We start from the raw sequence: 23,151 nt of genomic DNA on the forward strand, positions 1-23,151 counted from the left end.
GCGAGCGCTTGCCGCTCGCCCGGCTGCCGCGCGGGTTCGACCTCGCCGATGCGTTGCCGCGCCCGCGCGAAATCCTCGGCACCCCAGAACAGATGCGCCACCGCCGGATCGCCATCGCGGCCCGCGCGCCCGTTTCCTGATAATAGGCCTCGATCGACTTGGGCAGCCCGGCATGCGCGACGAAGCGCACATCGGGCTTGTCGATGCCCATGCCAAAGGCGACCGTCGCGCACATCACCATGTCCTCGCTGGCGACGAAATCGGCCTGATTCTTGGCACGCACATGCGGATCGAGCCCGGCATGATAGGCGCGCGTCGGCCGTCCGGTCTTGGCCAACGCCTCCGCCATTTTCTCCGTCCCCGCGCGGCTCTGGACATAGACGATGCCCGCCCCCGGCGTTTCCGCGATCAGATCGGCGATCTGGCGGGTGGCATTGTCCTTGGGGCTGATGCGGTACTGGATATTGGGCCGGTCGAACCCGGCGACGATCATCCCGTCATGCGGAATACCGAGCTGGTCGAGAATATCGGCACGGGTATGCGCGTCGGCGGTCGCTGTCAGCGCCAGGCGCGGCACCTCGGGAAAGGCATCGAGCAGCGGGCGCAGCAGCCGGTAATCGGGGCGGAAGTCATGCCCCCATTCGGACACGCAATGCGCCTCGTCGATCGCGAACAAAGCGAGCGGCGCCTGCCCCAGCAAATCGCGAAAGCTGCCACTCGATGCGCGTTCGGGCGCGACATAGAGCAGATCGAGCTCGCCGCGCCGGAAGCGCGCGATCGTCTCCATCTGGTCGGTATCGACCGAGGTCAGCGTCGCCGCGCTGATCCCGATCGCGGTCGCCGCACGCAACTGATCGTGCATCAGCGCGATCAGCGGCGACACCACGACACAGGTGCCGGGCAGCGCCAGCGCAGGCAATTGATAGCAAAGCGACTTGCCCGCCCCCGTCGGCATCACCGCCAGCGTGTTCTGCCCCGCCAGCACGCGCTCCACCACCGATCCCTGTACCCCGCGAAAGGCGGGAAAGCCGAAGGTCGATTGCAATATGGGGAGGGGGTCGAGCGTCATGCCCCGATCTAGCGTGCCCCGCCCCGAAGCGTAAGGGGCACACCCACGCAATTAACCGGGCGCTCACAATCCGGTCCTAAAGTCACCCCATCCCGAAACCCGGACCGGCTGGGGGTGCCGTGCACGCGACAATGACGATGGTTTCGGACGGTATCGGCTGGCTTGCCGGCTATTGGGCCAATCAACTCGGCGGAACCTTCTTCGGCACGGGGTCGACGCTGTCGATTTTCGGGCTGGTGGTGACGGTGCTGATCGCCGCGTTTCTTGCGGTGCCGCGCGGGCGGCGGGCGATGCCCCGGCTGGCGGTGTGGCGGCGCGCGCTATTCCCCCGCCGGATCTTCTCCAGCGCCTCGGGCCGCGCCGATCTGTGGTGGTTCGCATTCAGCCTGTTCGGCTATGGGCTGCTGTTCGGCTGGGCAGTGCTGTCGAGCGTGCAGATTACGGCGCTGATTCGTCTGGCAACCGGCCCGATTGCGCCGCTCGGCCTGCCGCCGCTCGTGGCGAGTGCGGTGCTGACGGTGCTGCTCTATCTCGCTTATGAATTTTCGTACTGGCTCGATCATTATCTGAGCCACGCAGTCCCGCTGCTGTGGCAGTTCCATGCGGTCCATCACTCCGCCGAAAGCCTGTCGCTGTTGACGACCTTCCGCGTCCATCCGGTCGACACGATCGTCTTCGCCAATATCACCGCCATCCTGATCGGGGTGACGCAAGGCCTGGCCGGTCCGCTGCTGGGGGAACCGCACGGTGTGACGATCGGCGGGGTGAACGCCTTGACGATGATCGGTGCCATCACGCTCACCCATCTGCAGCATTCGCATCTGTGGGTGACGTTCGGCCCGCGCTGGGGCCGGTGGCTGCTGAGCCCGGCGCATCACCAGATCCACCATTCGATGGACGTGCAGCATCACAACCGCAATTTTGGCAATACGCTCGCGCTGTTCGACCGGCTGTTCGGCACCTTATACGTGCCGGGCGCACGCCGCGAGCCGTTGCGGTTGGGCGTGGAAGGTGGCGGGATGCGGCCGCATGGCTGGCGAAATGCCGTGTTCGCGCCGTTCGGCAAGGCGTGGGCGCTGCGGCCTCATACTCCCAACCCTCTTGCGCAACCCGATCCATCGCGGGCAAACGCCGGGCATGGATAACGTGATCGACAACAAGGCCGAGGCCGAATTCGAACTGACCGTCGGCGGCAAGCGCGCGGTCGCGGCCTATCAGATGGAAGGCGGCACGATCGTGTTCACCCACACTATCGTGCCCAAGGCGCTGGAGGGCCGCGGCGTCGGCTCGAAACTGATCCGCGCCGCACTCGACTCGGCGCGCGACCGGGGGTTGAAGGTCATCCCGCAATGCCCGTTCGTCGCGGCCTATATCGAGAAGCATCCGGAGTATCGGGAATTGCTGGCGTAACAGCATTGCCCACCCCGTTCGTTTCGAACGGGAATTCGGGACTGTCCACCGCCCGATCGCGCTACTCCGCCGCCACCGACTCCTCCGCCCGCTCCTGCGCCTGGCGGTTCCACATTTCCGCATACAGCCCGTTCTTGCGCAGCAGCACGGCATGGCTGCCGCGTTCGACCACGCGCCCGGCTTCCAGCACGACGATCTCGTCGGCATGGACCACGGTCGACAGGCGGTGCGCGATCACGATCGTGGTGCGGCCGCGTTCGATCGCCTGCAGCGTATCGAGAATCTCGCCCTCGGTACGGCTGTCGAGCGCGCTGGTCGCTTCGTCCAGGATCAGCACTGGCGGATTCTTGAGCAGGGTCCGCGCGATCGCCACGCGCTGCTTTTCACCGCCCGACAGCTTCAGCCCGCGCTCGCCGACACGCGTCGCATAGCCCTCGGGCTGGCGCTCGATGAACCCCGCAATCGCCGCGCCCCGCGCCGCAGCCTCGATCTCGTCTTGCCCGGCCCCTTCGCGGCCATACGCGATGTTGTAGCCGATCGTGTCGTTGAACAGCACGGTATCCTGCGGCACGATGCCAATCGCCGCGCGCAGGCTCGCTTGCGTCACCTGCGCGATATCCTGCCCGTCGATCGTGATGCGCCCGCCGGTCAGATCGTAGAACCGGAACATCAGCCGCGCGAGCGTCGATTTGCCCGCGCCCGATGGCCCGACCACCGCCAGCGTCTTGCCCGCCGGAATATCCAGATCGATGCCCTTCAGGATCGGCATCCCCGCATCATAACCGAAGCGCACATCCTCGAAACGGACGTGGCCGCGCGCCACCAGCAGCGGCGTGGCGTCGGGTGCGTCGACCACCTCCGACTGCGTATCGATCAAGTCGAACATCGCGCCCATATCGATCACGCCCTGACGGATCGTGCGATAGACCATACCGAGCAGATCGAGCGGACGGAACAGTTGCGACAGCAGCGTCGAGACGAACACCACGTCGCCCGCCGAGAATCTGCCGCCGCCCCAGCCCCAGGCAACGAACGCCATCCCGCCGCCGAGCATCAGGTTGGTGATGAGCGCTTGCCCGACGTTGAGCCATGCCAGTGAGTTTTCGGAAATGACCGCGGCATTGGCATAAGCCGCCATCGCCGCATCATAGCGCTTGCCCTCGCGCTCCTCCGCCCCGAAATATTTGACCGTCTCGAAATTGAGCAGCGAATCGACCGCATGGCTGACCGCCCCGGTGTCGAGATCGTTCATCCGCGTGCGCAAGGCGGCGCGCCAGTCGGTCACCATCCGCGTGAACCAGATATAAGCGACCACCATCACCATCGTCGCCGCGACCAGCCCCCAGCCGAAGCTCGAGCGGAAGATGTTGAGCACCAGCAGCAGCTCCAGCACCGTCGGCGCGATGTTGAACAGCATGAAATACAGCATCGTATCGATGCTCTTGGTACCGCGCTCGACCACCTTGGTCACCGCCCCCGTGCGCCGTTCCAGATGGAAGCGCAGGCTGAGCTGGTGGAGGTGGCGGAATACGCTCGCTGCGAGGCGCCGCGTCGCATCCTGCCCGACGCGCTCGAACACCGCATTGCGCAGATTGTCGAACAGCGTCGTCGCGAAGCGCGCACCGGCATAGCCCAGCACCAACGCGATCACGATCCACATTGCGGAGCGATCGCCCTGCGCCATCCGGTCGACCGCCCATTTCAGCGTGTAAGCGCTGACATAGACCTGGGTGACCTTGGACACCGCGACCAGCAGCATCGCCCCCACGATCCGCAGCCGCAGCATCGGCGCGTCCGCCGGCCACAGATAGGGCAGGAAACGCTTGAGCGTCGGCAGCATGGGCCGCTCGGACGCGGTCGAGGAGGTGGCGGTATCGGGGGGCATCTTTCCCTCATGTAAGCGCAGTCAAGCGGTATCCCAAGCGCTTCATGGAACAAGCAAGGCGTCTCGTCGGTTTTACAGGCGAACGGAGACGATCATGGAACCGCTGTTCTACGTCATGGCGATCATGGGTTGCGGCGACGGCAGCACCGCCTGCCAGCAGGCCCGCGTCGAGCCCGCGCATTACCAATCGATCCGCGCCTGCCAGATGGCGATGCCCGCCGCCCTGGCGCGCAACAGCGATATTGATTACCCCGTCGTGGCCGCATCGTGCCGTGCGACCGGCGAACGCATGGCACAGGTCGTGCCGCACTCGCCGCGCGGATGATTCCCAGCGCGCGCGGCGCGTGGTAAGCTCGCGCTTCCAAAGCGGGGCTGATGTGAATGCGTAAACTCTTTGCCGTCGCCGCGGGGTGTCTGGTCGCGTTCGCGCTCGTGGCTCTGTTCGATTTTATCGGCAGCGCGCTGTACCCCGTATCGGGCGACATCAATGCCGCCGACACAGCGACGCTGGCCGCGCTGATTGCCAGCATTCCCCTGCCCGCAAAAGTACTGATGGTCGTCGGCTGGCTCGCCTCGCCGCTCGGCGGTGCCTGGCTCGCCTTGCGCATTGCCGATGGCCATTGGGTCGGCTGGGTGGTGACTTTGGTGTTTCTGGTGGCAGGCCTGGTCAATCAGGCAATGCTGCCGCATCCGCTATGGATGCAAATCTGCGCGGTGGTTATGCCGTTGCTCGGCGGCTGGCTAGCGCAAAAGCTGCACCACAAACCTTATCCCGGCGAGCCCTTGCTCGGCTGAATCAGCGCGGCCGCGTCCACAGCGCCGGATCGCGCGGCTGTGGCGGATACAGCGTCGCGCGCTGCCGCGCCTCGCGCCATGCGCGCACGATGAAACCGATCTTGGCGATGCCCGAGGTGCTCACCCGCCGATCCCAGGCGCGTGCGCCAAAGGCTGCCACCTTGCGCCCGATCGCGCCATAAATCCCCGCCGCCGCCAGCACCGCCCAGGCCGAGCGGAACGGGAGCACCGGGGTGCCACGCCGCGCACTCGCCTCATAGCGCGCCGCCAGCGTGCCCAACCGCTCGCCCAATTGCCCAAGCCGATCGCGATGCTGTGGCGCAAGCAGGTCGTCCGCCGGAATCTCCAGCTCGTCGAGCCACGTCTGCGGCAAATAACACCGCCCCGCGCGCGCATCCTCGGCCACGTCGCGCGCGATATTGGCAAGCTGGAACGCCAGTCCCAGATCGCACGCGCGGTCGAGCGTCGCCTCGTCATCGGCGGGCACGCCCATCGCCAGCGCCATCATGCAGCCGACCGCGCCCGCGACATGATAGCAATAAAGATACAGATCCTGCTCGGTCTGCGGCCGCCACCCTTGCGCATCAAGCGCAAAGCCCGCGATCAGGTCACGCGCCAGCGCCGGGGGCAACGCCGTCTCCGCGGCAAAGATCCGTAGCGCATCGAACGCCGGGTCCCCGACCACGATCCCGGCCAGCGCCGCCTCGGTCAGCGCCGAGATTTCGGCCAGCCGCGCCGGGCCATCGCTGACCCCGGTCATGTCATGGCCGTGGTCCTGCCCGTCGGCAATGTCGTCGCACGCGCGGCACCAGGCATAGAGCAACCACGCCCGTTCGCGCGTCTTGGGCGCGAACAGGCGGCTGGCGGCGGCAAAGCTCTTCGATCCGCGTGCGATCGATTCCTGCGCGGTCGCGACGATCGCGTCGCGCGAGGGTGCCGCCGCGCTCAAAGGTCGCGCGCGCGATCTTGGTGATCGTCTCGATCGGCTCGTGGCTCGCCATTTGCGCCAGCAGCCCGTCAAGCGCGCTGTCGATCAGCAGGATCCCGGCATGTTGCGGCCGCAGGAAACCGACGCTCGCCATATGGTGATAGAAAGCGATTAGATGGTCGTAATAGCCAGCGATATTGAGCAGCCCGACCGGCTTGGCGTGATAGCCGATCTGCGCCCAGCTCAGCGCCTCCCACAATTCGTCCATCGTGCCGGTGCCGCCGGGCAGGTTGATGAAACCGTCGGACAGATCGGTAAACGCCTGTTTGCGCTGGTGCATCGTGCCGACGACATGGAGTTCGGTGAGGCCCTGATGCGCCACTTCAGCATCGACCAGCGCCTGCGGGATGATGCCGATCACCTCGCCGCCCGCGGCCATCGCCGCATCGGCCACCGCGCCCATCAGCCCGAGCCGACCACCGCCGTAAACCAGGCCGATGCCACGCTCGGCCAGCGTCCGGCCAACCTCTTTCGCACAGTCAATATACACCGGGTCCGCCGGCGTTGCCGACCCACAATACACCGCCAGACGCTTCACCGTTCCGTCTCCAACATCAATGCCGCCGTGGCCTTTGCACTGCCGACCACCCCCGGAATCCCGGCCCCCGGATGCGTGCCTGCCCCCACGAAATACAGGTTCGGGATATGGTCGTCGCGATTGTGCACGCGGAACCACGCGCTCTGCGTCAAAATCGGCTCCAGCGAGAAGGCGCTGCCGAGATGCGCGTTCAGATCCTGCGCGAAATCGTTGGGTGCATAATGGAATTTGGTGACGATCCGCTCGTGAATGTCGGGGATCAGCCGCCGCCCGACCTCATCGAGGATGCGCTTCTCCAGGATCGGACCGATCTCGTTCCAGTCGACCGGGAATTTGCCGAGATTGGGCACCGGCGCCAGCACGTAGAAAGTCGAATGCCCCTCGGGCGCCATCGACGGATCGGTCACGGTCGGATGGTGCAGATAGAGCGAGAAATCTTCCGGTAGCACGCCATGATCGTAAATGTCGGCGAGTAGCCCTTTATAGCGCGGCCCGAACAGGATCATGTGGTGCGGAATACCCGGCCAGGTGCCCTTGATCCCGAAATGCACCACGAACAGCGACGGCGAATAGCGTTTGCGCGCCAGCCCGTTCTTGGTCCGCTGCGCACTGCGCGAGGATTTGAGCAAGTCGCGATAGCTGTGCATGATGTCGCTGTTGCACGCGACCATGTCGGCATCCTGGTGCCAGCCGCTCGCCGTGGTGACGCCGGTCGCACGGTCGCCCAGCGTGGCGATATCGACCGCGGCATCGTTCAGCCGCAACACCCCGCCCAGCCGCTCGAAATGCTTGACCATCCCGGCGATCAACTGGTTGGTGCCGCCCATTGCGAACCATACGCCGCCGTCTTTTTTCGAGCTTGTGGATCAGCGCATAGATCGCGCTGGTGTTCATCGGATTGCCGCCCACCAGCAGCGTGTGGAACGACAGCGCCTGGCGCAGATGCTCGTCCTTCACATAAGACGACACGATCGAATAGACCGAGCGCCACGCCTGATATTTGGCGAGCGCGGGGGCGGCCTTGATCATCGACGCGAAATCGAGAAACGCGACCGAGCCGAGCTTGCGATAGCCCTCCTCATAGACCCCGGCAGAATATTCCAGGAACTTGGCGTAGCCCGCGACATCGGCCGGGTTGAGCTTGGCGATTTCGGCGCGCAGCGCAGGCTCGTCGTTCGAATAATCGAAATTGACGCCATCGGGCCAGTTGAGCCGGTAGAAAGGCGATACCGGCGCCAGCGTCACGTCCTCGGCCATGTCGCGCCCGGTCAGCGCCCATAGCTCCTGCAGGCACGGCGGATCGGTGATCACGGTTGGCCCGGCATCGAACACGAAGCCGTCTTTCTCCCACACATAAGCGCGCCCACCCGGCTTGTCGCGCGCCTCGACGATGGTCGTCTCGACCCCCGCCGATTGCAGCCGGATGGCGAGCGCGAGCCCGCCAAACCCCGCCCCGATGACGATCGCGCGGCGCGGCGTGCCGCGTGGTGCCGCCGAGCTCATGCCGGTTTCCCCCCGATAATCGCGCGCAATGCCCGCGTGATCGGGACCGGTGGCTTCCCGGTCAAAATCCGTGCCTTGTCCATCATCGTCGATTGTCCTGCGTAGAAGCGCCGCACAAGCTGCGGATCGAGCCGGTAAAACCGTTCGAGAATGCGGTAGCGCTCATCAGGGCCGGCGGCGCGAAACAGCATCTTGTCGAGCATACGATAGAAGCCGCGCGCCCGCCACGTCCTTCTGGCGAAATCATGCGTCAGCGTGTGTAACGCCGTGCCCGACAGATCACTCGCCCGCGCGATCAGCGCGGCGAGGCGCACCGCGTCGGGCAACGAATAGCCCGTGGTCGGATGGAACAGCCCGGCGCGCATTCCGGCCTTGGCCACCTTGTTGCCGCCCGATTGCCAATAGGCCTCGAAATCGCCGCCCATCGCCACCGGCAGCACACCCCATTCCTCGCGCGTAACGGTGCGCGTGTCCCAGCCATGCGCCGCGCCATAGGCACGGACGCGCTCGGCGACCGGGTCGGCATTTGCCCCGCCGGGTTCCGCCCGCGCCAGATCGGGCGTGTCGCTATAATAGGTATCCTCGATGAACAGCCGCGTCGCCGACAAGGGCAGTGTGTAGACGAAGCGATAGCCGTCGATCTGCTGCACCGTCGCGTCCATCACGATCGGGCCCGACAGCGCGTGCGGTTCCTCCAGCGCGAATTCGAGCCCGACGAACTTCTGCCAGCCAAGATCGAGCAGGGAGAGATCGCCCGACCCGCGCGCATCGATCACACCCTTCGCCTCGATCCGGTCGCCATCGGCAAGCACCACCGCCGTCGGGCTTGCGGCAAGCACCTTGCGCCCGGTCATCACCGCCTCGGGCGGGAGGGCGGCGCGCACCACCGCGTCGAGCCGTTCGGACTCGATAGAATAATAGGCGCTTTTCAGGGTGCGGCGGTGCGCCGGAAACGCGATGTTATAATGCGTCCAGCCATAACAGATCAGCGGCGCAACCAGCCAGCGATTGTCCTGCGCAATGTCGGTGGCGAAGAACGACCATAAATGATTGCCGCCAATGCTGTCCGATCCCTCAACGATGCGGACGTCGAGGCCGGGTCGCTGCTTGGCCAAGGCCAACGCGATCAGCCCGCCCGCCAGCCCGCCGCCGACGATGGCGATATCGCAGGGGATGATCGAAGGCATCGCCAAGCGATAGCCGAAACGCCGCAGCGCGCAAGCACGCTGCACGCCGAAACCGCCTGACGCGGGGCACCACACGCGCTAATGCGACATCATGGTTGCCATCGCTATCGTCGCCTCAGCGCTCGCCATGTCCGCGATCGTCGGCGTGCGCTATCTCCTCGTCTCGGGTGTGTTCGCGGCGGCGACGCGCGCGCGCCATCCGGGGCTGTATGACGGCCTTTCCCCACAAATCCGGCGCGAGATTGGCTGGAGCCTCGCCTCCGCGCTGATCTATGGCGTGCCCGCCGGCGTGCTGGCCTGGGGTTGGCAGCAGCACGGCTGGACCCTCATCTACCGCGACGTCCACGCCTATCCCTTATGGTATCTGCCGCTGTCGGTGCTGTTGTACCTCTTCGCGCACGACACCTGGTTCTACTGGACGCATCGGTGGATGCACACACCGCGCGTGTTCCGCATCGCTCATGCGGTGCATCATGACAGCCGCCCGCCGACCGCCTGGGCGGCAATGGCGTTCCACCCGATCGAGGCGGTCACCGGCGCTGTGATAATTCCGCTACTGACGCTCGGGATTCCGATCCACATCGGCGCGCTGGGCTTGGTGCTGGGCATCATGACGGTTATGGGGGTGACCAATCATATGGGGTGGGAGATTTTCCCCCGGTTCATGTGGGCCGGTCGATTAGGCGGCTGGGTGATTACCGCGAGCCATCACCAGCGACACCACGATCTGTATCGGGGAAATTATGGGCTTTATTTCCGTTTCTGGGATCGCCTGTGCGGCACCGACAAGGGCATCGGTGATTTCTCGCGCGCGCATACGCAGGCTCGTCGGCGTCGGCGGCGCGGGGATGGGGCTGCTGCTCTCGCTGCCCGGGGCAGTGGCGACTTCTGATCTGGCCGTCGACATTGCCAACCTGCGCTCGCACAAGGGTATGGTGCGCGTCTGCCTGACCGCCGACCCGGCCAATTTCCCCGCCTGCATCGACGATGCAAAGGCGGTGACGCGCTCGATCCCGGCCAGCGCCAGCGGCCTTCATTTCGACGGACTCCCCCCGGGCGGCTATGCCATTGCCGTGATCCATGACGAGAATGGCAACAAAAGCTCGATACCTTTGCCGGCATCCCCCGCGAAGGCTTTGGTTTCTCGCGCAATCCGCCCATCGCCTTTGGCCCGCCGCGCTTTTCCGCAGCCCGCTTCACCCTGACAGGTGATGCCGATCGGCAACAGGTGCGGATGCGATACTTGCTCTAATCGGGCAACAACGGACCTAAAGCGGTCGCGAGGACGTTACCCCGCCAAATCTCTCTCTGGGAGCTGCCTGTGATTGACCGTCGTTTATACCTTTCCGCCGCCGCCCTGCTGCTGGCCGGTGCCACCCCCGCGCTCGCCCAGGAAACCCCGGCGACGTCCGAACGCGATCAAATCGCCGCGGACTTCGACAAGGACACCGTCACGGTCGGGATCGGCGGGGCGTATTTTCCGGACTATGAAGGTTCGAAGACCTATCGGTTCACGCCCGCCCCGGTCGCGATCGGGTCGGTCAAGGGCTTCGCTTTCTCGGTCGTCGGGAACCGCGCGAGCCTGGATGTGATCCCCAACCGCCCCGGCCAGACGCTCGATCTGCAATTGGGCCCGGTCGGCGTGGTCAATTTTGATCGCTCCAGCCTCTCCAGCATCGATGACCCGCGCATTCGCGCGTTGGGCAAGCGCGGCACCGCGATCGAGCTTGGCGGCTATGTCGGGATTGGCAAGACCGGCGTGATCACCAGCCCGTACGACAAGGTGTCGGTGTCGGTCAGCTATCGCAAGGGTGTATCCGGCGGCCATCGCAGCGACATTTGGGAACCGCAATTCACCTATCTCACCCCGCTCAGCACCAAGGCCGCAGTCGGCCTGTACGCCTCGGCCGAACATGTCGGTCAGGGCTATGCCGACAGTTATTTCAGCATCACGCCAACGCAGGCGCTGGCCAGCGGCCTGCCGACCTACAATGCCCACAGCGGCTGGAAGAGCTATTCGGTCGGCGGGTTCGTGACCTATTCGCTGACCGGCAATTTGCTGCACGGCTTCAAGGTACTGGCGGGGGGTAGCTACTCACGCGAACTGGGTGACTTTTCTTATAGCCCGGTCACCCGCATTGCCGGGTCCCCCAACCAATGGCTGGGCGCGCTCGGACTCGCTTATACCTTCTGAGGAAGCCGCCATTCGACCGGCAGAAGCGCATCGGCGCGACTGCCGGGTCGTCTGCATTTGGTCGCGAAAAGGTCGGCAGCTCGACCGTAACTCGCTCTAACTGGCGCAAACTTGATCAACGCCGCGAAATCCAGTCTTGCGTCGCCACGCCCGAGGTGCCACGCAGCCTGCGCCAGAAGGCCCGTTTCACGATAAAGAGGGTTCGCCCGCATGACCGATCTCCCCCAGGACTCCGGCGCACAGCTGCTCGAGCGACTCGAAGCGGGTGCCGAACGGCGCAGCGAACGCCGCGAATTCTTCCGCACCGCGCTTGGCGCAGGGGCGATCGCTGCGGTGGGCGCCGCAGCCGTGACGCTTGGCTCGCGTGCCATGGCGGACACCACCAGCGATACCAACCTTCTGAACATCCTGCTCAATTTCGAATATCTTGAAGCGCAATTCTATGCCTTCGCCGTCACCGGCGCGGGCCTTCCCAGCGCCCAGCTCGCCCCCGGCAGCGCCAGCACCACCACCGTCGGCGCAGTGACCGGCGGCAAGCAAGTCAGCTTCACCGATCCGCTCGTCGCGAAATATGCGCGCGAGATCGCCAATGAAAAGGCAGCGCAAGTCGCCTTCCTGCGCGCTACGCTGGGTACCGCCGTCGTCGCCCAGCCCGCGATCGATATCGGCAGCACCGCGACCAGCGCCTTCAGCGTGGCGATGCGTGCGGCCAACGTGGTCGCGTCGGGCGTGGCCTTCGATCCCTATGCCAGCGACGAGAATTTCTTGCTGTCCGCCTTCTTCATGGAAGATGTCGTGGTCACCGCATACAAGGCGGCGGCACAGCTTATTTCCACCCCCGCCTATCGCGATGCCGGTGCCGGACTGCTGGCGGCGCATGCGTATCACGCCGCGCTGATCCGCACCGTCCTGTACACCAAGGGCGCGACGACCGCCGCGCTGCGGACTCAGGCCGACGCGATTTCTGCGGTCCGCGACACGCTGGACGGGACGACCAAGGACGATGTCGGCATTTCGCCGGCAGCGATCGCCAACAGCCAGCTTGCGGCGCTCAATGGCTTGACCGCCTCGAACATCGTCCCCGCCGGTACCGATGGCATCGCCTATGGCCGCCTCGTGGCGAACGTGCTCAACATCTTCTATCTCAACAGCCTGGCAGTGACGAAGGGCGGGTTCTACCCGAACGGCCTCAACGCCACCGTCGTCACCAGCGCGGCCAACTGAGCGCCGCCTTCTTTATTGCCTTCGCCCGTATGGGAGAGTTACCGTGAACGACAGCGATATCCTCGTGCCAGCCCCCGATGCCAAGGAGCGCCGCCGCGCCGGGCGTCGTCACTTCCTGCGCAGCGCGAGCGTGGCGACGCTCGCCTTCGGCGGCAGCGCACTGCTTTCTGCCTGCGGCGGTTCGGGCACTTCGACCCCGAGCGCGACCGACAGCTCGACGCCGACGCCAAGCCCAAGCTCGACCGACACGCTGAACGATCAGGACAGCTTCAACTTCCTGCTCAACCTCGCCTATCTCCAGGCGCAATTCTACACCGTCGCGGTGACTGGCGCGGGCCTGCCCAACGCCTTGATCGCCAAGGGCGACGGCAACCAGACCGTGCAGGGCGCGGTAACGGGCGGGCGGCAAGTCACCTTCACCGATCCGCTGGTCGCACAATATGCGCGCGAGATCGCCGCCGATAAGGTTGCGCATGTCGCGTTCCTCCGCTCGGCGCTGGGTGCGGCGACGGTGGCGCAGCCTGCGATCAACATCGATGGCAGCGCGAGCGGCGCCTTCAGCGCGCTGGCGCAGGCGGCAACCGTCGTGGCGGCAGGCGCGGCGTTCGATCCTTATGCCAGCGACGAGAACTTCCTGCTGGCAGCGTTCATGCTGGAAGACGTGGTCGTCACCGCCTATACCGGTCGCCAATCGACGATCGCGACCACCCTGCTGATCGATGCGGCGGCAGGCATTCACGCCACCACGTCGTATCACGCCGGGCTGATCCGCACCGTGCTCTACGCCAAGGGCTCGGTCTCGACTCCGTCGCTGCTGACCAATGCTGGCCTTATCAGCAATGCGCGCGACGCATTCGACGGATCGACCGATCTCGACCAGGGCATTGTCGGCGATTCGGTCACGTCGAACATTTCCCCGCTCGACAGCAACGGCCTCGCGCTCGCCCGCACCGCGGGCCAGGTGCTCAACGTGCTGTATCTCAATAAGAATGCGGTGGTTGGCGGCGGGTTCTTCCCCGGCGGCGTCAACGGCAATATCAAGACCAGCGCGGCAAACTGAGCGACATTACGGGGCTTTGCAGCCGCCGCCAATGCGCCTAGACTGACACCATTCCCCGGGGGGCTGCGCCTGAGCAGCTGAGAGGTAGCTGAGGCTACGACCCGTTTGAACCTGATCCCGTTAGCACGGGCGGAGGGAGGGAGCGGTGTCCGCAGTGGGTTTCCGTTTTCGCTCCATTCCGAGTCTTTGGAGCGACACCATGGCCGACATCCCCGCCCGTACCGAAATCGGCGTCACCACCGGCGCCATCCGTGGCAGCCGCAAGATCCACGTCCCCTCGCCCAACATTCCGGGCCTGGGCGTGGCGATGCGCGAGATCGTGCTCGAACCCTCCGCCAACGAAGCCCCCTTGCGGGTCTATGACACGTCGGGCCCCTACACCGACCCCAAGGCGCAGATCGACATCAACCGCGGCCTGCCGCAGCTGCGCCGCGACTGGATTCTCGCGCGTGGCGACGTGGAAGAATATGACGCCCGCGAAATCCGCCCCGAGGATAACGGCCTCACCGGCCCCGATCGCTCGGCCGGCGTGCCGCAATATCCCAATGTCGTGCGGCGTCCCTTGCGCGCCAAATCCGGCCACAATGTCAGCCAGATGCATTATGCCCGGCGCGGCATCATCACGCCCGAGATGGAATATGTCGCGATCCGCGAAAATCTCGGCCGCGCCGCCGCCAAGGAACAGCTGATCCGCGACGGCGAATCGTTCGGCGCCAGCATCCCCGATTACGTCACCCCCGAATTCGTCCGCGATGAAGTCGCGCGCGGCCGCGCGATCATCCCCAACAACATCAACCACCCCGAAAGCGAGCCGATGGCGATCGGCCGCAACTTCCTGGTCAAGATCAACGCCAATATCGGCAACTCGGCCGTCGCCAGCAATGTCGCCGCCGAAGTCGACAAGATGGTGTGGTCGATCCGCTGGGGCGCGGACACGGTGATGGACCTCTCGACGGGCCGCAACATCCACGACACGCGCGAATGGATCCTGCGCAACAGCCCCGTGCCGATCGGCACCGTGCCGATCTACCAGGCGCTCGAAAAGGTCGGCGGCGTGGCCGAGGACCTGACCTGGGAAATCTTCCGCGACACGCTGATCGAACAGGCGGAGCAGGGCGTCGATTATTTCACGATCCACGCCGGCGTCCGCCTCGCTTACATCCCGATGACCGCCAAGCGCGTCACCGGCATCGTGTCGCGCGGCGGCTCGATCATGGCGAAATGGTGCCTTGCGCACCACAAAGAGAGCTTCCTCTACGAACGCTTCGATGAAATCACCGAGATCATGAAGGCGTATGACATCGCCTACAGCCTCGGCGACGGCCTGCGCCCCGGCAGCATCGCCGATGCGAATGACGAAGCGCAGTTCAGCGAGCTCTACACGCTCGGCGAACTCACCCACCGCGCGTGGAAGAGCGACGTGCAGGTGATGATCGAAGGCCCCGGCCACGTGCCGATGCACAAGATCAAGGAGAATATGGATAAGCAGCTCGAAGTGTGTGGCGAGGCACCCTTCTACACGCTCGGGCCGCTCACCACCGACATCGCGCCCGGCTATGACCATATCACCAGCGGCATCGGCGCCGCGATGATCGTTGGTACGGCACCGCGATGCTTTGCTACGTCACGCCCAAGGAGCATCTGGGCCTTCCGGACCGTGACGACGTCAAGGTCGGCGTGGTCACCTACAAGCTCGCCGCGCACGCCGCCGATCTCGCCAAGGGCCACCCAGCCGCCAAGCTGCGCGACGATGCGCTCAGCCGCGCGCGCTTCGATTTCCGCTGGCGCGACCAGTTCAACCTGTCGCTCGACCCCGATACCGCCGAGCAATATCACGACCAGACGCTCCCCGCAGAAGGCGCCAAGACCGCGCATTTCTGCTCGATGTGCGGCCCGAAATTCTGCTCGATGAAGATCACGCAGGAAGTGCGCGATTTTGCGGGCAAGCAGAATCAGGGCGTCGAAGGCTTCATCGCGACCGGCCCGACCGCGCGGAGACCGCGGCAGCCAGCAAGGCCGCGGCGATCAAGGGGATGGAAGAGATGAGCGCGCGGTTTAAGGCGGAGGGCGCGGAGATTTATTTGCCGGCGGCGGAGTAATTCAACAAAAAAGGGAGGCAACGCCTCCCTTTTCCATACATATCGTTATAAAACTAGGCAGCCAAACCTTCGTTTGGTCGGTCTTCATCCTGCCGATTATCTTTTTCGGCGGCATACGTCGATTCTCTCGAACTCGTGGAGTTGCCTGAACCGTAGATGCGGTACGCATCACCCGAAGCAGGCTTCCAATTCCAGTCCTTTGCCTCAATCACTTCGCTTGCTTGCATCTTTTCAAGATAACGCAGTCCAAAAACGCCCATTGCCCGCTCCTACATGCTCCTGATCAACGAACTAGCGATTTTCTCTGAGATAGGCAAGTTTAGCAAGTCCTCGATCCATAGCCATTGCCCTGCAGAGTTGACTTCGAGATACCACCACTTCCCATCCTTATCGACGATGAAGTCGAACGCTCCATAGGATAGACCTAACCTAGCCATAATGGACGACACTTGCATATCTATTTCATTTGGAAGCGAAATTTCCGAGTGAGGCGTGTTTGCAACGTCGTACCGACGCCAATCAACGTTCGCTCGATTGGAACGCTGGGATTCTATTTTACAAGTAAAATTAATCCCCGAAACAAAGGTGTTTCTTACCTCAAAGTCCTTTTCGATATATCTCTGTAGGGTAATTGGATTTTCCGAGTCTGGCATAAAATTGTCTAGATCATCGGGTGATATCTTGTTAACATATATGCCAGAATATCCGCCGTCAGCCGCCTTGAATATGTCCTGAGTCATAAATTTTATGGCTGTAGGACCGGCCTCGCTGAACCTTCGTAACGCTTTTTGATCATTGGACGAAATCATATCCGGGATATTGAAGCCAACTGATCTTGCCAATTCAAATTGAAAGTATTTATTATCCGCCAAGGAGGAGTTTGATATTGGATTCATCCAATATTGACTTCGGAGAGAAGCGTATAAACCATACAGGCATCTATTCCACTCCGATCTCCAGAGTCTAAATGAAGACGTCTCCTGTTCTGTTTGCTGTTCGAGCGTCAGGCTGACTGTCAGTCGCCGCGGCCACACGCATTTAATTTCACTAGCACGGAACTGCCTGCCGCTTTGATTGATTACCCACTCATTTGCTGCGTGATCCAGAACCGTATTTTCTAACGAATTGACATCGAGATTTAATCGAAAGTGCGTCGCCCCGGATCGGGACAGGTGCCCCTGGACAACATCTGCGTGGGTATCAAATATATCTGCAATAATTAGAATCACGGCTTTTCCCTAACAGTGAGCCTTATAGGATTAACCTTCTCAGGCGATTAAAATCCCGATTATAAGATAATGGATATTTAGAACAGTAGTGATACCCAAAAACCTGCGCATTTAAAGTAAAGCTCGGCGGCAAATTTCTCCCTACAAACACCGCGCAGGGTCCATCGCCTTATGCAGCACGCGCGCGATGACGAGTTTGCTGCCGTCGATCCGGTAATAGATGCGATGTTCGCGCGCCGCGATCGAGCGCACACCCTGCCGGAGGCCGCTCGCTATACCAATCTCGGGATAGTCGAGCAGACGGGCGATCGCGGCGTCGATATCGCGCAGATACGCCTTGGCGACTTCGGGGCCGTGCGTGGTCACGCTATAATCGAAGATACCGTCGATATCGCGGACGGAGGCGGCGCGGTATACCGGCTTCAACGCAGCCCGTGGCGCGCCAAACCCCGCGCGATGATGTCCTCGATCGTCGTCTCGACGACGGGAGACGCCAACCCCTCATCGATCGCCGCCTGCAACGCCGCCAGCTTCTCGGCATAGTCCCGGTCGCGCCGCACGAGATCGCGGACATACTCGCTGCCGCTGTCGAACCCGCCTTCGACGGCGCGCGCGTCGGTCCAGCGCTGGAGGTCGTCGGGAAGCTGGACGTTGAGCTGCGCCATCCCGGAAATATACGCTGCCGCGCCGATGCCGACAAGCGACTCAAGAACGATACCGGCACTGCGCCACCTGCACCGCACCGGACAGGCTCACCTCCGACGCGGCAACGCCTTCGCCTACAACCACCGCCCCACGTCCATCGCACTATGCAGAACGCGCTCTACCAGCACCGCATCCGCCGCGACGGTATAGAAAATCCGATGCCGCTGAACCGTGTAGGCCCGCACGGGCGGCACCACATTTGAATGCACGCCGCCGATTTCCGGGTGGTCCAGAATGAGGCGAAACGCCGCCTCAATCCCGTCGAGATAGAGAAGGGCGCGCTCCACGCCGAACTGCTCGACGCTGTAATCGCGAATATCCGCCAGATCGCTTTCGGCCCGGCGGCTTAGCTCAAGCCGGATCGGCACTCGGGTGTTGCGCGCGCAGCCCGGCGCGCAGTTCGTCGAAATAGTCGAACGGATCGCGCTCGCTCACCCCCGAGGCCCGCCCCGCGTCGATCGCCGCCTGCAACGCCGCCAGCTTCTCAGCATCCTCCCGGTCGCGCCGCATCAGCTCGCCGATATAGTCGCCAGTGCTACCGAAGCCGCCCTCGACAGCGCGCGCGTCTGCCCAACTTTGGAGATCGTCGGGAAGGATGACATTGAGTTGCGCCATCGCCGAAATATATGATGGCAGAGCAAGGCCGACAAGCGCCTCAATAACGATACCGGCACTGCGCCACTTCGATCACCGGCGCGTCGCCTTTGCCGCTCACGCGGTACACCAGCCCGCTCCCGCCCGCCAAAATCCGCTGTCCTACACGCGCGCTTTCTGGTTCATCCTGGTCCATGACCAAGGCTCCCAAACGCTCCGCCCGCGCTGCGTCCGGCAGTGCTTCTTCCGCCCCCCTCCCGGACTTCGTGCCCGTCGCGCTGCGCGGCCGCCACGATGGCTGGACGCCTGAGCGACAAACCGAGTTTATCGAGGCGCTCGCCGAATGCGGTTGTGTCGATGCCGCGTGCCGGCGTGTCGGGCTGGACCCGAGCTCCGCCTATCGCCTGCGCCGCCGGGTGGACGCGCAGAGCTTTCGCCAGGCCTGGGATTTCGCTTTGTCCTATGCGATCCGGCGCTTGTCCGACGCGGCGTTTTCGCGCGCCATCAACGGCGTTTCGCGCCCGGTCTTCTATCAGGGCGAACAGATTGGCGAGCGCCGCCATTATGACGAGCGGCTGACGATGTTCCTGCTGCGCTACCGCGACGCTCCGCGCTACGGCAAATGGCTCGACGGGATGGTCACGACCGAGCGGTACGATGGCAGGGCGATCGACCTGTCCAAAATGGTTCACCGCGTCGAGGAGGATGCCTATTACCGCGACTTCGGCCAGGTGCCACGACGGCATGAACCGATCCGGCAGACGCATCTGGTGATGCCCGACGAGCTGGATGCGATGCGCGCGCACGCCGAGGCGCGGCACCAGGCGGCCGAACAGCAGCCCGCCGCGCGCGAGGAGGAAGCGGACTGGCAAGCGTATCTCGACACGCTCGGTCCCGACGCGGGAGAGGACCGGAGCGGGGGCGAATCCGGGGGGACGTAGCGTGGACTTTGTGGACTTCCGCGCGCTTCACACCGTCTCTGGCAGCGCCCAATCGATCGGCGCGCGGCCATGCGCGGCAAGGAACGCATTAGCCTTGGAGAAGGGGCGGCTGCCGAAAAAGCCGTTATGCGCTGCCAGCGGGGAGGGATGCGCCGACTTCAGCACCAGATGCCGCCCGCCCTGCGTCACATCGGCCACGAACGCGGCTTTTTTCTGCGCATGGGCGCCCCATAAGAGGAACACCGTCGGCTGCGCGCTCTCCGCCACCAGCCGGATCACGCGTCGGTGAAGCGTTCCCACCCCTGCCCCTGATGCGAGGCGGCCGCCCCCTCGCGCACCGTCAGCACTGCGTTGAGCAGCAGCACGCCTTGGCTGGCCCATGCCTCCAGAAAGCCGTGGCGCGCGGGCGGGATGCCGAGATCGGCCTCCAGCTCCTTATAGATATTGCGCAGGCTCGGAGGCAGGCGCACGCCGGGCTGGACCGAGAAGCACAGGCCATGCGCCTGCCCCGCGCCGTGATAGGGGTCCTGCCCCAGGATGACGACGCGCACGTCCTCGCGCGGAGTGAGATCGAGCGCGCGGAACCAGGCGGCAGGGGGCGGAAACACCGGGGTGCCCGCCGCGCGTTCGGCCGAGAGAAAGCCTTTGAGCGCGTGCATATAGGGCTGCTCGAACTCCGCCGACAGCGGCTCGCGCCAGCTCGGATGCAGCTTGATCGCGCGCTCGGCCACTCGCGAGACTCAGCGCTTCTTGACGAACTCGGCGCGCAGCACGAGGCCCTTGATCCCGTCATAGCGGCAGTCAATTTCCTGCGCGTCGCCGGTCAGGCGGATCGATTTGATCAGCGTGCCGCGCTTCAGCGTCTGCCCGGCACCCTTCACGGTCAAATCCTTGATCAGCGTCACCTGGTCGCCATCGGCCAGCACATTGCCGACCGAATCGCGGACCACCACCGCGTCGTCGCCGCCCGTCGCCGTGCTGGCGGCGCTGGCGGCGACCCATTCGCCGGTGGCTTCGTCATAGACGAAGGTGTCGTCGTCGTTCGTCATGCTCATCCCTTGATATTGACCATCGCCACCGGCTGGCCCTTGGAGGTTGGGTTGGACGCGTTCGCCTTGGGGGCCTTTTCGGCCTTGGGCTTGCGCACTTCCTTGTTCGACTTCTTCTGGCTCTTGGCCATTGCGGTTCCTGACCGGGGCGGAAGGCCCCGCGCGACCTTAATCCCAAACCGTGCCGCGACCCGCATCAATTCGCGCGCCGTAAAAGAGCGTCACTTGATCGAAGTCAACATGATTTCCGGACCCAGCCAGCAACCTCTGCGCGCGCGCGCCGTTGATGGCAGACGCCGGGCGTGCCCCCCTTCGCGCCCGGCGTACCGCCCCCGAAAAATGCGTTAGGAGACATGCGATGGGACTGTTCACCAAAGACATTGTGACCTTCGAGGACTTGTTCCTGCACCAGTTGCAGGACGTTTTATTATGCCGAGCATCAAATCCTGAAGGCGCTCCCCAAGATGACCGAGAAGGCGACCAACGGTACGCTGAAGGCGGGCTTCGACCAGCATCTGCGCGAGACCGAGGGCCAGGTACGCCGCCTGGAGCAAGTGTTCGACCTGATCGGCGAGCAGCCAAAGGGGGCCACGTGCCCGGCGATCGAGGGCATCATCAAGGAAGCCAATGAAGTTGCCGGCGACATTGCCGACAAAGCAGTACTCGATGCAGCCTTGATCGCCTCGGCACAGGCGGTCGAGCATTATGAAATCACGCGCTACGGCACGTTGATTGCCTGGGCCAATCAGCTCGGTCGCACCGATGTTGCCGCGATCCTGCAGGAAACGCTCAACGAAGAATATGCGACCGACGACAAATTGACCGACCTGGCAACGAGCCGGGTGAACCTCACCGCCGAGGATGCCGTTTCGGCGCAATAAGCACTAGAATGCCCCCGGCACCTCACGCTGAATGGTGCCGGGGCGTTCGGGCGACAGCAGCTCCATCGGTTGACGCAGCGTTGCGACGCGTGCGGCCTGCCCGCTTTGCAACGCGCTCGTGGCCGTGGCCGTAACAGCCGTACAACTCCGCCCCGCCAGATAGTCGAGCGCCGCGCGCGTCGATCGTTCCTGCGGGTTGCCCATGGGATGGGTCAGGTCGTCATCGGCCTGGCAACTCGCCTCCACCGTACCCGCCAGGCCGTTATAATAGGCCCCCTGGTGATTGGCATTCTGCAGCGCGAAGGCAATGACGCGCAGACGATCGTCGCATTGGGTGCGGTCGAGCGCGATCTGGCCGACGGGTTTGCCGTAAGTGTTGGTGCCGATCAGCGCGGCATTGGCGTGCAGATACGGGATTTGAGCGGCGATCACCAATTCGCTCGCCGACGCGGTGCCGGAAGTCCCGATAAACGCAACCTTGGTCGCGCGACCGACTCAGGCTGCGGCGCGAACATCGCCGTTATGTTGTTCGCCGATTTCTCAGGCCGGAAGGTGGTGTAATCAATCACCTCCGAGGTGGAGCGGTTCGCACCGAGCAAATTGCTCATCAACTCGGCAATCGAGATCAGCCCGCCCCCATTGTAGCGCAGATCGATGATGATATTGGTCACGCCCGCTGCGCGAAACGACGCGAAAGCGCTGCGCAACGCCGGATCGGCGGTCGAGATGAAGGTGCGCAAATTGATGTAGCCGACTTGCCGCCCACCGTCGTTGAGGATCTGCGCGCCAAAGCGGCTGGACACTGGCGTCAGCGCATAGTCGCCCTTGCTGATCGAGACGGTGCGTGTGGCGCCGGTGTCGGTTACCTGGAACGTGCGACTCGTGCCGGAGGTGTCCGGCCCCAGCGCGTTGCTGAGCCCGGCGCTGCCCTCCGCCGCAAGGATCGCCGATACCGTGCGAAGGGTATTCGCACTGGTGCCGATGGCGAGAATCTCGGTGCCGCGGTCCAGCCCGGCGGAAAGCGCCGGCGCGCCTTCAAAGCTCTCCGCGACGAACAGCCGTCCCGCCGTCGGGTCAAGCGTCAGGCGAAAGCCGTAGCCCGCGCTGGTACCCGAATTATAATAAGCGTTTTCCGACGCGATCGAGGTCAGATAGGTGAAATAGCGGTCCTTGCGCTGCGCGCGCGCGGTCGCGGTCAGCGCGTCGATATAATCGCCTACAGTGGTGTAGGGCGTGGGATCGAGCGTGCTCGGCAAGGTATCCGGAAAGAGATACCATTCCCGCAACTGCGCCGCCGCCCAATCCTGCCGATCCCGCAAGGAACAAGTTCCGCCGCTTGCTGGCGTTGGGGTCGGGGTGGACGCGGTCGGCGTTGGGGTCGATCCGCTCGACGTGCTGCCCCCCTCGCCGCAGGCGGACAGCAGCACGATCAGGCTAAAGAGAACCGTTGGGACGCGCGCACGGATCATACCCACCTCTTTGTCGTTGCGCGGAAACGTGCCACGAGCGGTGTGTGCGGTAAAGCGCTCCAATCAAACATTTTAGCGAAAGATGCCGCCTCCGCCGATCATGCGATCGGGGGAGAGCGACACGGCCGTGGATGCGAGAACGAAGGTGAAAGCGACGGCGGCGACGAGCAGAAAAGGCAACGCGCGACAGCGATTCAAAACGAACGGACATGATGATTTTCCCTTTGTTACTTGGCGGTCCGGACCACCCGTCCGCCAACGCACAAAGGATTTGCAGGGAGCGTGCCAAGTTCTCAAGATATTGATTTACAATAACTATTGTGGCGAAAGG

General features: G+C 63.8%; 22 protein-coding genes, 7 pseudogenes and 1 riboswitch. Of the genes and pseudogenes, 12 read left to right on the top strand and 17 right to left on the bottom strand.

Going from position 1 to position 23,151, the window contains the following annotated elements; all coding sequences use genetic code 11:
• A pseudogene (locus NW75_RS02580) lies at positions 1-1,069 on the bottom strand (RecQ family ATP-dependent DNA helicase); the annotation flags it as partial.
• A 137-nt stretch (positions 1,070-1,206) separates the two neighbouring features.
• Here NW75_RS02580 and NW75_RS02585 point away from each other — a divergent pair.
• Entirely contained in the window at positions 1,207-2,214 is a 1,008-nt protein-coding gene (locus NW75_RS02585) for a sterol desaturase family protein (RefSeq protein ID WP_197057695.1), read from the top strand.
• The gene (locus NW75_RS02590) at positions 2,207-2,479 is read left to right on the top strand and encodes a GNAT family N-acetyltransferase (protein ID WP_033963576.1); all 273 of its coding nucleotides are present in this window, start codon (positions 2,207-2,209) and stop codon (positions 2,477-2,479) included. The genes NW75_RS02585 and NW75_RS02590 overlap by 8 nt, the downstream gene beginning before the upstream one ends.
• 61 nt (positions 2,480-2,540) lie before the next feature.
• On the opposite strand, the gene NW75_RS02595 is transcribed toward NW75_RS02590, so the two are convergent.
• Positions 2,541-4,364 (bottom strand): ABCB family ABC transporter ATP-binding protein/permease, encoded by a 1,824-nt coding sequence (locus NW75_RS02595; RefSeq protein ID WP_033963577.1) that lies wholly within the window; start codon positions 4,362-4,364, stop codon positions 2,541-2,543.
• Between the two features lie 94 nt (positions 4,365-4,458).
• Here NW75_RS02595 and NW75_RS02600 point away from each other — a divergent pair, with 94 nt between their 5' ends.
• On the top strand, positions 4,459-4,689 hold the full coding sequence (locus NW75_RS02600; RefSeq protein WP_033963578.1) for a hypothetical protein: 231 nt from the start codon (positions 4,459-4,461) through the stop codon (positions 4,687-4,689).
• A gap of 56 nt (positions 4,690-4,745) precedes the next feature.
• The gene (locus NW75_RS02605; RefSeq protein ID WP_033963579.1) at positions 4,746-5,159 is read left to right on the top strand and encodes a hypothetical protein; all 414 of its coding nucleotides are present in this window, start codon (positions 4,746-4,748) and stop codon (positions 5,157-5,159) included.
• A 1-nt stretch (position 5,160) separates the two neighbouring features.
• Here the strand turns inward: NW75_RS02605 and NW75_RS02610 are convergent, their stop codons facing one another.
• The 4 genes and pseudogenes from NW75_RS02610 to crtY form a co-directional block, all read right to left on the bottom strand.
• Positions 5,161-6,108, bottom strand: coding sequence for a phytoene/squalene synthase family protein (locus NW75_RS02610; RefSeq protein ID WP_033963580.1), 948 nt, complete (start codon positions 6,106-6,108; stop codon positions 5,161-5,163).
• A gap of 22 nt (positions 6,109-6,130) precedes the next feature.
• Positions 6,131-6,685 (bottom strand): annotated as a pseudogene (locus tag NW75_RS02615) (TIGR00730 family Rossman fold protein); the annotation flags it as partial.
• A pseudogene (locus NW75_RS02620) lies at positions 6,682-8,188 on the bottom strand (phytoene desaturase). The pseudogenes NW75_RS02615 and NW75_RS02620, both read right to left, overlap by 4 nt.
• Positions 8,185-9,375 (bottom strand): lycopene beta-cyclase CrtY, encoded by a 1,191-nt coding sequence (crtY, locus tag NW75_RS02625; protein WP_033963615.1) that lies wholly within the window; start codon positions 9,373-9,375, stop codon positions 8,185-8,187. The pseudogene NW75_RS02620 and the gene crtY overlap by 4 nt, the downstream one beginning before the upstream one ends.
• Positions 9,376-9,466: 91 nt before the next feature.
• Here crtY and NW75_RS02630 point away from each other — a divergent pair, with 91 nt between their 5' ends.
• From NW75_RS02630 to thiC, 6 genes and pseudogenes are all read left to right on the top strand, one after another.
• Positions 9,467-10,267 carry a sterol desaturase family protein gene (locus NW75_RS02630; protein WP_033963581.1) on the top strand — a complete coding sequence of 267 codons (801 nt, stop codon included), beginning with the start codon at positions 9,467-9,469 and terminating at the stop codon, positions 10,265-10,267.
• A 40-nt stretch (positions 10,268-10,307) separates the two neighbouring features.
• Positions 10,308-10,627, top strand: a pseudogene (locus NW75_RS02635) (DUF2141 domain-containing protein).
• Between the two features lie 69 nt (positions 10,628-10,696).
• Positions 10,697-11,569: a MipA/OmpV family protein gene (locus tag NW75_RS02640; RefSeq protein WP_033963584.1), complete on the top strand. Its 873-nt coding sequence runs from the start codon at positions 10,697-10,699 to the stop codon at positions 11,567-11,569.
• Positions 11,570-11,779: 210 nt separating this feature from the next.
• Positions 11,780-12,793 (top strand): ferritin-like domain-containing protein, encoded by a 1,014-nt coding sequence (locus NW75_RS02645; protein ID WP_033963585.1) that lies wholly within the window; start codon positions 11,780-11,782, stop codon positions 12,791-12,793.
• 43 nt (positions 12,794-12,836) lie between these two features.
• Positions 12,837-13,853, top strand: coding sequence for a ferritin-like domain-containing protein (locus NW75_RS02650; protein WP_033963587.1), 1,017 nt, complete (start codon positions 12,837-12,839; stop codon positions 13,851-13,853).
• A gap of 46 nt (positions 13,854-13,899) precedes the next feature.
• A riboswitch (TPP riboswitch) is annotated at positions 13,900-14,008 on the top strand.
• A 44-nt stretch (positions 14,009-14,052) separates the two neighbouring features.
• Positions 14,053-15,952 (top strand): annotated as a pseudogene (gene thiC / locus NW75_RS02655) (phosphomethylpyrimidine synthase ThiC).
• 53 nt (positions 15,953-16,005) lie between these two features.
• Here thiC and NW75_RS24210 read toward each other — a convergent pair.
• The 7 genes from NW75_RS24210 to NW75_RS27180 form a co-directional block, all read right to left on the bottom strand.
• Complete coding sequence (locus NW75_RS24210; protein WP_137902478.1) at positions 16,006-16,212, bottom strand: hypothetical protein; 207 nt, start codon at positions 16,210-16,212, stop codon at positions 16,006-16,008.
• A gap of 9 nt (positions 16,213-16,221) precedes the next feature.
• Complete coding sequence (locus NW75_RS24215) at positions 16,222-17,181, bottom strand: MvdC/MvdD family ATP grasp protein (protein WP_137902479.1); 960 nt, start codon at positions 17,179-17,181, stop codon at positions 16,222-16,224.
• 141 nt (positions 17,182-17,322) lie between these two features.
• Positions 17,323-17,607 (bottom strand): type II toxin-antitoxin system RelE/ParE family toxin, encoded by a 285-nt coding sequence (locus NW75_RS02665; protein ID WP_033963589.1) that lies wholly within the window; start codon positions 17,605-17,607, stop codon positions 17,323-17,325.
• Positions 17,604-17,924, bottom strand: coding sequence for a ribbon-helix-helix domain-containing protein (locus NW75_RS02670; protein ID WP_231564901.1), 321 nt, complete (start codon positions 17,922-17,924; stop codon positions 17,604-17,606). The genes NW75_RS02665 and NW75_RS02670 overlap by 4 nt, the downstream gene beginning before the upstream one ends.
• Before the next feature lie 36 nt (positions 17,925-17,960).
• Entirely contained in the window at positions 17,961-18,254 is a 294-nt protein-coding gene (locus NW75_RS02675) for a type II toxin-antitoxin system RelE/ParE family toxin (protein ID WP_052192074.1), read from the bottom strand.
• Positions 18,238-18,501, bottom strand: coding sequence for a ribbon-helix-helix domain-containing protein (locus NW75_RS02680; RefSeq protein ID WP_033963593.1), 264 nt, complete (start codon positions 18,499-18,501; stop codon positions 18,238-18,240). The genes NW75_RS02675 and NW75_RS02680 overlap by 17 nt, the downstream gene beginning before the upstream one ends.
• Positions 18,502-18,541: 40 nt before the next feature.
• Entirely contained in the window at positions 18,542-18,676 is a 135-nt protein-coding gene (locus tag NW75_RS27180; protein WP_269430257.1) for a hypothetical protein, read from the bottom strand.
• Between NW75_RS27180 and NW75_RS02685 the strand changes: the two genes are divergently transcribed.
• The gene (locus tag NW75_RS02685) at positions 18,675-19,421 is read left to right on the top strand and encodes a hypothetical protein (protein ID WP_052192076.1); all 747 of its coding nucleotides are present in this window, start codon (positions 18,675-18,677) and stop codon (positions 19,419-19,421) included. The two genes, NW75_RS27180 and NW75_RS02685, sit on opposite strands and share 2 nt — an antisense overlap.
• A gap of 27 nt (positions 19,422-19,448) precedes the next feature.
• Here NW75_RS02685 and ung read toward each other — a convergent pair.
• The 3 genes and pseudogenes from ung to NW75_RS27185 form a co-directional block, all read right to left on the bottom strand.
• A pseudogene (gene ung / locus NW75_RS02690) lies at positions 19,449-20,080 on the bottom strand (uracil-DNA glycosylase).
• 81 nt (positions 20,081-20,161) lie between these two features.
• A complete protein-coding gene (locus tag NW75_RS02695) occupies positions 20,162-20,470 on the bottom strand; it encodes an alkylphosphonate utilization protein (RefSeq protein WP_033963595.1) in 309 nt (102 codons plus the stop codon).
• Positions 20,471-20,472: 2 nt separating this feature from the next.
• Positions 20,473-20,601, bottom strand: a complete 129-nt coding sequence (locus NW75_RS27185; RefSeq protein WP_260591484.1) for a hypothetical protein — start codon at positions 20,599-20,601, stop codon at positions 20,473-20,475.
• 333 nt (positions 20,602-20,934) lie between these two features.
• On the opposite strand from NW75_RS27185, the gene NW75_RS02700 reads away from it, so the two are divergent.
• Positions 20,935-21,351, top strand: a complete 417-nt coding sequence (locus tag NW75_RS02700; RefSeq protein ID WP_231564902.1) for a YciE/YciF ferroxidase family protein — start codon at positions 20,935-20,937, stop codon at positions 21,349-21,351.
• A gap of 3 nt (positions 21,352-21,354) precedes the next feature.
• On the opposite strand, the pseudogene NW75_RS02705 reads toward NW75_RS02700, so the two are convergent.
• Positions 21,355-22,820: pseudogene (locus NW75_RS02705) on the bottom strand (S41 family peptidase).
• Positions 22,821-23,151 lie beyond the last annotated feature (331 nt).

Source organism: Sphingomonas sp. Ant H11 (assembly GCF_000797515.1).
Classification (GTDB): domain Bacteria; phylum Pseudomonadota; class Alphaproteobacteria; order Sphingomonadales; family Sphingomonadaceae; genus Sphingomonas.